Consider the following 9,618-nt stretch of genomic DNA (forward strand, 5'->3'; position numbering starts at 1 on the left):
CCGATTGTTCCATCGCCTTCAGTCTCCTCTCGGCTCTCTGACAAGCCAAGGATCGCAGAGCGAAAGCCGAAGCGAAACCAGTCAATCAAATGGGAGAAAAGCTCCGCTTACTCAAAGCATGACCCTACTCTTCTAAAGGTTGGGGCCGGACGAGAATTCGCTCGTGCTTCTGGGAGGTGTTTAGACTGAGCAATTCAACCGGGGAGCGCAAGGGGAGCGAAGCCGGTGACTAGGATACGTTGGCTCGCTGAGACCTATCCGTCCGCAGGCGGGCCTTGGCCTAAATTGTGAGCCGTCCGATGTCCGCTTTAATTTGATTGCTGGGTGATGGTGCCAGTGCGTTATTGGTCCGCGATGGACCCAGATGCAGACTCATGCGCTGCAACAAACAATGCTCCTGTTCGACGACCTCGTCAGCGCGGGCGAGCAGTGGCGGTGAGACGGTGAGGCTCAGCGCCCTGGCGGTCTCGAGATTGATCACCGGTTCGACCTTGGTGGGGAACTCTACCGGCGGATCGCTCGGCGCTGCGCCTTTGATGATTTTGCCGACGCAGTACGCGCCTCGCCGAAAGCATTCGCGAAGATCGACACCGCAACTTACTAGCCCGGCGTCATCGACGTGTTCCCGATAGCCGTAGAGAGCTGGTATCCGAGCAGTTGGACCCGGTTAGGTTTCCACAACTGTCGATATCCTGTATTCTTCGTGCGTCAATCAACGCTGATACGTCTCAAAAGGGAGCTGCGGCTAAACATGCATGCGATGAAAGCGATCGCCATCATAGTGGTCCTGCTCCTGGTCGTGGTGAACGCTCTGGAATTGCTGCCGGCAGCGAGCGCATTCCAAATGTATTTATCGGGTGGGGCGGTGGCGCTGAGTCTTGTCGCGCTGATAGCAATCCTGGTCGGGCGCGGCCCGTCACAGGACAACCGAAGTGCTGGCACTGAGGCGGCCCGACCGACGCCTGTTACGACTCGCGCAAACCAGGCGGACGCCGAGATCGTCAGCTTTTTGGCGATGCTGCAGGCAAGGGGCCGGCTAGTCGATTTCCTGATGGACGACATCAACGCGCATGATGACGCACAGGTTGGGGCAGCCGCGCGCGTGGTCCACGCCGGATGCAAGACCGCCCTGCTGGAGCACTTCCGAATCTCCCCCGTGCGCGCAGAGAGCGAGGGATCGATGGTGCAGGTCGCCGCTGGCTATTCGCCGGACGAGTACCGGCTGGTGGGCAAGATCAGCGGCCAGGCGCCGTTCTCGGGAGTGCTTGTCCACCACGGCTGGAAAACGGATGCGGTGAATCTACCACGCGTTTTGCGGAGTGCGACCCATCGACTTCCAGCAATCGCTCCGGCGGAGGTGGAACTGAGATAAGCGGGCTCGCATCGGCCGGCTGCCGGACGCCCGGGCGGAATGTAGAACCGGTGCTTTCCATCACGCGCGGCTATTGACGCGAATTGTCAGCACGACAACCAGGACAACCCTCCCCATGAGCGCTCGTTTCAGTCTTGCTATCGACCTCGGCACCAGCAACAGCGCAATCGCGATCGCCGATCTCGAGAGTGGTGAGACCAGGATTATCGAAATCGCGCAGACCCTGGGACCAAATCAGATCGGTGAGATGCCGACACTACCGTCCGCCATCTATATTCCGCACTCCGAGGAGTTTCCGGAGAGTTCGTTTCCAATGCCTTGGAACGATGCCGGGGAGCGCGTGCTCATTGGCCAGTTCGCTCGCGAGCGGGGGGCGCTCGTGCCTGATCGCCTCGTGACCTCCGCCAAATCCTGGCTGTCCAACCCGCATGTCGACCCGAAGCAGCAGATCCTGCCCTGGCGATCCGACATGGCGGAAGAGAAGCTCTCGCCGTTCGAATGCTCACGCCTTTATCTCCAACATCTGAGGGACGCTTTCCTGCATACCGAACGGGTGCAGGGGCGAGATTGGGACCTCTCGGAAGGCGAGATCGTTGTAACCGTTCCTGCCTCGTTCGATGAGGTCGCAAGAAGCCTCACCGCCGAGGCCGCCAAGGCTGCGGGGCTTGGGGACGTCATATTGCTGGAGGAGCCGCAGGCTGCATTTTACGCCTGGATGGCGCAGATGCGCAGGGAATGGCGAAACCTGATTGCTGATGGCGATATCGTGCTGGTCTGCGATGTCGGTGGCGGGACAGCCGATTTCAGCTTGATCGCGGTCACAGATGTCGAAGGCCGTCTGGAACTTGAGCGTGTCAGCGTCGGCGAGCACATTCTGCTAGGTGGCGACAATATGGATTTGGCGCTCGCATATGCGCTGAACGCCAAGCTTGAGGCCGCGGGCAAACGCCTGGACTCCTGGCAGTTACTGGCGCTCGTGCATGCCGCCTCCAAAGCCAAGATGGTCCTGTTTGAGGATGGCGGGCTGGCGCAGGCGCCAATCGCGGTCCCCTCGCGCGGCTCCAGCCTGCTTGCCAAGACTGTCTCAACGACTCTCGATCGCGAGACGCTGGAGCAAGTTGTTGTCGACGGGTTTTTCGCCAGAACCAGCCTTGACGACCTGCCGCGCGAGAGCCGTATGGCAGGGCTGCAGGAATTCGGTCTGCCCTATGCTTCCGATCCGGTCGTCAGCAAGCATATCGCCCGGTTTCTCGCTCAGAGCCTGCAGAACGTGAAGGCAAGCGAAAAGCTTGCCGCTCTGGTGGGAGCATCGGCTTGCGCGCAGGTGCTGATGCCGACCGCGGTCCTGTTCAATGGGGGCGTTTTCAAGGCCGCGCCAATCCGTACCCGGGTGCTTGATCTGCTGGCGTCCTGGAATGGGGGCGAGCCAGTCCGCGAATTGCAGGGTTTCGAACCAGACCTCGCCGTCGCACGCGGCGGCGCGATCTACGGACGTCTCCGCGCCACTGGCAAGGGCATGCGCATCAAGGCCGGCGCGGCGCGCTCCTATTACATCGGCCTGGAAACGTCGATGCCCGCCATTCCGGGCTACAACCCGCCGCTGAAGGCATTGTGCGTTGTCCCGCAGGGGATGCAGGAAGGCACGGAACTGCTGATCGAAGGACGCGAGTTCGGCCTTGTCACCGGGCGCACTGCAGAGTTTCGGTTTTTCTCTTCATCGGTACGAAGCGGCGACACGCCGGGACAGATACTCCCCGACGCCGAGCGTGAGCTTGATGACGCTGGCCTGCTCGAAGTCGCGATCCCGCCACTTGACGTCCCGATGGGGCAGGTGGTGCCGGTCCGCGTCAGCCCCGTCGTCACCGAACTTGGCATCCTTGAGCTTTGGATGAGTCACACGAACTCCGATCGCCGATGGAAGGTTGAGTTCCAGGTCCGCACGGAATAGGGGCCGGACCGCCTCTGGAGGTACTTCTTGACGAAAGATCGCGCCCGCTTCGCCATTGGTATTGATCTCGGCACGACCAACTCCGCACTCGCATTCGCGCCACTGGTCAGCGAGGGGGCGCCAGAGGTCCTTCTCGTCCCGCAATGGGAAGGCCTGGGGGGTCTGACCGAGAAGCCAACGCTACCTTCTTTCCTGTACCTGCCAGAGGAAGCGGTCGCAGCACACTTGCGCGGTCAGGGGGTCGGAGCTGGGCAATGGATCGTCGGCCTTTTTGCACGCATGAAGGCAAGCGAAGCGCCCGGACGGGTCGTCCATTCCGCGAAGTCGTGGCTTTGCCATCACGCCGCCGACCGGTCGGAACCCTTTCTGCCATGGGGATCGACGGTTCTGGCAGGTGAGCAGAAAATCTCACCGGTACGCGCCTCTGCACTGATTTTGAACTATCTGCGGGGGATCTGGAACAGCCGGTTTGCGCAGGCTGGGTTTGCGTTCGATGATCAGGACATCACGGTTACCGTCCCGGCTTCCTTCGATGCGGCGGCGCAGCGGCTGACGATTACCGCCGCCGAGGAAGCGGGTTTCGTCGGCGATGTGCGACTGCTCGAAGAGCCGCAGGCTGCGTTTTATTGCTGGCTGGAAAGCCACGACCCAGCGCGCGAATTATGGCAGCGGCCCGACAACGGCGATGCCGGGCTGCGACACGTATTGGTCATCGATATCGGCGGCGGCACCTCGGATTTCAGCATTTTTGAAGTTCGCCTGAACGAGCAAACGTCGGACCCTGACATCAGGCGTGTCGCGGTGAGCGAGCATACGCTGCTCGGCGGCGACAATATCGACCTTGCCGTAGCGCATTTCCTGGAGCCGCGGCTTGCCGGGGCGGCCAGCCAGCTTTCCGGCCCGCAATGGGATCAGCTCGTCGCCGCCTGCCGTCATCTGAAAGAGCAAGCGTTGGTCGCTACGGGGCCGCCAGATGAGCGGTTCGTTGTTGCACTGGCCGGTCGCGGGTCGGGGATGGTCGGCGGCTCGCAGGCGGCGACGGCGACGAGGGCGGAAATCGAGAGCCTATTGCTGGACGGATTTTTTCCCTTCTGCGACGCGGCGGCGCGGCCGTACCGGACGTACGCGGCACTGAGGGAATGGGGGCTTCCTTATCCTGCCGACAGCGCGATAACCCGACACCTTGCCGAATTCCTCAACGATCGCCCGCGCATTGATGCCGTCCTGTTCAACGGCGGATCCGTCCGACCGTCGCTCCTGCGCCAAAGACTCCGCGAGCAGATCGGCGGCTGGCAGGATGGCTTCGTACCGCAGGTTCTGGAGAACGAGGAGCCCGATCTGGCGGTGGCGCGCGGAGCCGCACGATTTGGTGCCCTTCTCCACCACCGTTCGGTTCGCATCGCCGCTGGGGCCGCCGCTGCGATCTTTCTCGAAGTGGAGGGGATACAGGCAGCGGATCACCAGACTGTGCGTCCGCCCCTCGTATGCGTTCTTCCTCAGGATGCAGCGCCGTCGCAGCTTTTTGAGATCGCTGATCTTGGGCTTAAGCTCCGAACCGATCAGCTGGTGCGCTTCCAGGCTTATTCCTCAACCCGGAAGAGCGTCAGCCGGACCGGTGACATCGTTTCCTGGTCTGAAGGCGAATTTCACCCATTGCCCCCGCTCCAGACCATCGTCAGGACGGCTGAGCTATCCGGTCCGGAAGCGGGCGGGATGTTGCCCGTCGGTCTGACGGCGCGGATGAACGCACTGGGGCTGCTCCAGATCTCGTGCGTCAGCGCCGACCCCGCCGTCCAGCAGTCCTGGCCGCTGGAATTCAACATGCGCGAGCACATCCAAGGCGTCGCGGGCGCGCCCGGCGCGGGGCGGACGCGGGAGGCAAACGCTCCGATTGAACCGAACGCTTCAGCGGACGCGCTTGAAGCGGCACGCAGACAGATCGGGGTCGTGTTCACCCAGCCTGCCAATAACAGCAAAAAGAACAAGATTACTGCTGCCACGATCCTCAAGGGTATGGAACACATCCTCGCGTCTGCCAGAAGTGAATGGAACGGGCCCCTGCTGCGCGCCCTTTGGCCCGCGCTCGAGGAGCGGCGGGACGACAGACGACGTTCGGCGGACCACGAAGAGGCATGGCTCATCATGGCTGGTTTCCTGCTGCGCCCGGGCTTCGGCCTGGTCCGGGACGACCTTCGTATCGATGCGCTGTGGCGGGTGCACGATGATGGCCCGTGTTTTCCCGGCCGGCGCATCAAGAGCCAGGAATACATTCTCTGGCGCCGGGTGGCGGGCGGGCTCACACGCGAACGCCAGACCATGCTTGTGGCCCGAGAGATCGACAGGATCCGCAGCGGCAGGGCGCCCGACGAACTCGTACGCTTGGCTGGGTCGCTGGAACTGATCCACCACGACACCAAGGCGGAACTGGTCCGTTGCTTCTGCGACACCGCGGTGACGCTTGCACGGGCCAAGCGGCACTGCACTCCTTATCTTGCGGCGCTCGGGCTCCTGCTAAACCGAACTCCGCTCTACGCAGGGCCGGAGACTGTCGTCTCGCCCGATCTCGTCGAGCACGCGTATCAGGCTTTCCAGCGCTTCGATTGGACTACGCCGGAGTTGCTCGACCTGCAGATTCTGTTCCTCCGGGCCGCACGCGTCGTCGACGATCGCAGCCTTGATCTACCTATGCCTCTGCGCGGTCTGATTGCCAGCAAGCTGGAGAAATCCGGCGTCCCTGCGCTGCAGACTGCAAAAATCAAAGGGTTTGTTCCCATCGGACGATCCGACCGGGCCAGTCTATATGACGATTCACTCCCTACCGGTCTGCTCCTGATTGCATAGACATGCGCGAGGCCCGCGCCGCTATCTGCCATGGCATATCCAATGAGAAATACTGGCTTTGAAGGGTTGGAGCTGATCGTGTCCCAAGCCCAAGCGGGATGCAAGAAAGTTTGGTTTTCTTTATTCGCGGTGTAGCGGTCTTGCATTAGCCACAGAGGCCGCGTGATCGAAGTGTAGGAGCGCAGCCTTGGCTCGCTCAAGATACACGACTTCGACAAAAGAGCAGATTGGCCGCCCAGTAATTACCAACGGCCCTAAGAATCTGATGCGAGCGCCTTGCGATTGAGATTCTCCCAATCTTTGGCGAGACGCCTGCACCGCCCAAGCCATGCGAACGTTCGTTCTACGGCCCACCGACAAATCGCGTTCGCTTGCCACACCTTGAGCTTGCCAGAGGATGAACCGGTGGCAGGGTCACCGGTGCGGCCAAAGGCGTCTGCGCCGACGTGGCCTTCTTTACGCGATAACGCCTCAGCGCGCATTACAGCGGCGTTCGGATTGAAGCATTCGTGGGCTCGCCAGCGGCCATACCGTCATCGGCGACGACGAACGGCAGCGCGACGTAATAGGTAACCTCAGCCATGGTCCGGCTCCAACTACTTGACCCGACGATCAAATTATGTTCTCTATATGTTCTATTGGCAATCGGAGCATCGGCCCCTTCGACCCGGCCGTCCTCCCAAGTGGGCCGTCATGGCAGATCAGATCGTCATCACGGAGAAAACCAGCCAGGCCAAAGATGTCCGCGCCGCAATTGGTTCTCGCTACGGTGATGTTCTTCCAGCAGAGGGCCATTTGTTCGATCTCCTCGAACCGGAGGACGTTGTTCCGGCTTGGAAGCGGTGGTCGCCCATACTTCTGCGGCCTGAAAGTCTTTACGGAACGCGCCCAGCGGAGGGCGGCAACAAGGCCGCTAAGCTCAAGGCTATTCGCGAGGCGTTGCGCACTGCCAAACGAGTTTGGCTTGCAACCGATTGTGACCGCGAGGGTCAGCTAATCGGTCAGGAGATTCTTGAGCATTACGAATATCGCGGTCAAGTGATGCGGGTGCTGTTCACCGCGCAGGATTCGCAGACCATCCGCGACGCATTCGGCCGCGCAAAACCTAATATCGAATATGCCCGTCTTTACGCCGCCGCCGTTGCGCGCCGACAGGCCGATCAAATTTACAACCTGTCCCTCACGCGCACTGCAACCGTCATCTTGGGACAAGGCGCGCGAAGAGTGATTGGGGTCGGTCGCGTAAAGACACCGACCTTGGCCATTGTATGCAAGCGCGAGTTGGAAATCCGGAACTTCGTGCCGCTTGCCTATTTCGAAATTGTCGCCACCGCGAAAGTTGCGGGCGGGCAATTCCAGATGCGCCACGCGCCGCAGGACCGAATTGTTAAGCGCGAGATTGCCCAGGACGTAGTTAAAGCGGCTGAAGGTTTCGAGGGCGCGCTTGCTGTGCGCGTCGAGGATAAGCGGCAAGGGCCACCCAAGCTGCACGATCTGCCATCGTTGCAGAAACTCTGCGGCTCGCGATTCGGCTGGTCGGCCAGCAAAACGCTCGAAGTGGCGCAGGAGCTGTATGACGGTCAGGGCAAGAAGATTGTCACCTATCCTCGTGCCGAGGTTCGCTATCTGCCGCAGAGCTTGATATCGGACGTGCCGCGAATCATTGCCGGACTGCGGGTGGGCCAATCGTTCAACGCGATCCCTGTTCCCGAGCCGCCAGTGATCCGTAGAGGTGTGAGCGGTACCTTCTACGACAAGGGGCTGGAGGGTGCGAGCCACCATGCCGTCATTCCCAACGTCAACACCATCGACAAGCTGCCGGAGGTTTGGCCTCGTCTGTCGTCTGACGAGAAGAAACTCTTTGACGTGATCGCGCGGGCATATATGGCCGCCTTGATGCCCGACTTCCGCTACCGGCAGACGACCGCAACGCTCGATGTGCACGGCTACGAATTTCGCGCGGCCGGTCGCCAGCCCATTGATCTCGGTTGGCGAGCAGCATTTCCGGAGTGGCAACCCGCCGACGAAAAGGGCGATGAGGCGCAATTGCTGCCGCCGCTACGCAACGGCGAGACCGCGCAACTGCAAGATCCAAAAATTGAGAACAAGGAGACCCGGCCGCCGCCACGTTACAACGAAGGCACTCTGATCGAGGCTATGCAGAATGCCTGGCGTTTTGTTGATGACGAGGTTCTGCGGGATCGCTTGAAGGAGGCCAAGGGTATCGGTACGCCTGCGACAAGAGCCGAGATCATCGGCGGGTTGAAGAAGCAAGGTTTCCTGATTGCCGAGGGCAAGAATATTGTGCCGACCGAGACCGGCCTGTCGTTGTTCAGCGTTCTCAAACAAGCCGATCCGGCGCTAGTCGATCCGGGCGTGACGGCGCAACTTGAATGCCTGCTTGACGATGTCGTTGTAGGCAAACAGGAGATGGTCGGCGCGATTGACGCCGTATGCGATGTCGCCGAGCGTATAATCAGCAAGCTGAAGGAGGGTGCTACCGCGGGGGGACCTTCCTTGCTTGGCAGTATAGGTGATTATGGCACAGGAACGTATCCACCGACGCCTGCGATGAAACGCTTTGCTGACAGCCTTGTCCGGCAAAAGGGCATCAAACCACCGCCGGGCTATAAGACATCGATATCGATCTGCCGCAAATTCCTTAGCGAGCACGCGCCTAAAAAGTCCGACGGCGAAACGGCAACGGCCGGTAAGCTCGCCCCCAAACCAGTAAGTCCAGCACAGTTGTTGTACGCCAAGAAACTGGCACAGGGGAAAGGTCTCATCATCCCCGATGATGCGAGGTCCAACTCGGTCGCGATGTCCGCATGGATTGATATGAATCGAGACAAAAAACGCCGCAAGCCCAGTCGCAAGACCTCCAACAGGCCGGTTGGGTCGGCTCCACCCCAGGCTGCACCGTCGAATAGGTCTCGAAAGCAAAAAGTTGACCCCGATGCCCCTTCGACGACTCCCGCATCAGCAAACTCAAGCAGGACGCCGCTGCGGATTCCTTTTGGCAACAAGGAAGTCGCTCTGAAGCTCGGTGCCCGTTATGGATCGGGGGGATGGTATGCCCCGCCTGGAGTTGATCTTTCTGAATTCGGCCAACGGGGATGGCTGCTTTAGGTGGCCATACGTCGCCACGTCTCTCCATCCACAGGCTGTAGAGGGAAGAGACCGCCGTTAAACACGGAAGACGCTGTTGGTGACCATCAAGTGCCAACGCAGCGAGAGGTCAGTGCCGTCATCCGAGCTTCTCGCGAGAACCATGAATGAAACTAAGCGATCGTGTGTCGCAATCAGCTCGCATGTTCAGCAGATCGCTATTCGGCGCCCTGACGACGAGCTATGGCTGATTTTGGGTGACGCGGCCTGATCAGGCGGCGTGGCTTTCAGTGTTCGGAATGACTTCGATTCCGTCGATGAACTTTACACCGGCGATGACTTTCGGCAA

Annotated in this window: 5 protein-coding genes and 2 pseudogenes; 4 read left to right on the plus strand and 3 right to left on the minus strand. The window is 60.6% G+C overall.

Annotation, left to right across the window (positions count from 1 at the left end; genetic code table 11):
• Positions 1–280 precede the first annotated feature (280 nt).
• A complete protein-coding gene (locus tag QJT78_RS45100) occupies positions 281–649 on the minus strand; it encodes an ABC transporter substrate binding protein (RefSeq protein ID WP_155258214.1) in 369 nt (122 codons plus the stop codon).
• A gap of 102 nt (positions 650–751) precedes the next feature.
• On the opposite strand from QJT78_RS45100, the gene QJT78_RS45105 reads away from it, so the two are divergent.
• The 3 genes from QJT78_RS45105 (at position 752) to QJT78_RS45115 (ending at position 6,161) form a co-directional block, all read left to right on the plus strand.
• The gene (locus QJT78_RS45105; protein WP_038976511.1) at positions 752–1,372 is read left to right on the plus strand and encodes a DUF2760 domain-containing protein; all 621 of its coding nucleotides are present in this window, start codon (positions 752–754) and stop codon (positions 1,370–1,372) included.
• A 115-nt stretch (positions 1,373–1,487) separates the two neighbouring features.
• Entirely contained in the window at positions 1,488–3,320 is a 1,833-nt protein-coding gene (locus QJT78_RS45110) for an Hsp70 family protein (protein ID WP_038952233.1), read from the plus strand.
• A 27-nt stretch (positions 3,321–3,347) separates the two neighbouring features.
• On the plus strand, positions 3,348–6,161 hold the full coding sequence (locus tag QJT78_RS45115) for a hsp70 family protein (protein WP_038976512.1): 2,814 nt from the start codon (positions 3,348–3,350) through the stop codon (positions 6,159–6,161).
• A 254-nt stretch (positions 6,162–6,415) separates the two neighbouring features.
• Here QJT78_RS45115 and QJT78_RS53340 read toward each other — a convergent pair.
• Both QJT78_RS53340 and QJT78_RS53345 read right to left on the minus strand, forming a co-directional pair.
• Positions 6,416–6,517: pseudogene (locus QJT78_RS53340) on the minus strand (transposase); the annotation flags it as partial.
• A 45-nt stretch (positions 6,518–6,562) separates the two neighbouring features.
• Positions 6,563–6,744 (minus strand): annotated as a pseudogene (locus QJT78_RS53345) (hypothetical protein); the annotation flags it as partial.
• A gap of 110 nt (positions 6,745–6,854) precedes the next feature.
• Here QJT78_RS53345 and QJT78_RS45125 point away from each other — a divergent pair.
• Positions 6,855–9,290, plus strand: a complete 2,436-nt coding sequence (locus tag QJT78_RS45125; protein ID WP_049810204.1) for a DNA topoisomerase — start codon at positions 6,855–6,857, stop codon at positions 9,288–9,290.
• Positions 9,291–9,618 lie beyond the last annotated feature (328 nt).

This window comes from Bradyrhizobium sp. Mp27, from assembly GCF_029953005.1.
GTDB lineage: Bacteria > Pseudomonadota > Alphaproteobacteria > Rhizobiales > Xanthobacteraceae > Bradyrhizobium > Bradyrhizobium barranii.

Excerpts from the sequence above, each read along its gene's own strand:
- QJT78_RS45105 (WP_038976511.1), top strand. The coding sequence starts at position 752 with ATGCATGCGATGAAAGCGATCGCCATCATAGTGGTCCTGCTCCTGGTC.
- QJT78_RS45110 (WP_038952233.1), top strand. The coding sequence starts at position 1,488 with ATGAGCGCTCGTTTCAGTCTTGCTATCGACCTCGGCACCAGCAACAGC.
- QJT78_RS45125 (WP_049810204.1), top strand. The coding sequence starts at position 6,855 with ATGGCAGATCAGATCGTCATCACGGAGAAAACCAGCCAGGCCAAAGAT.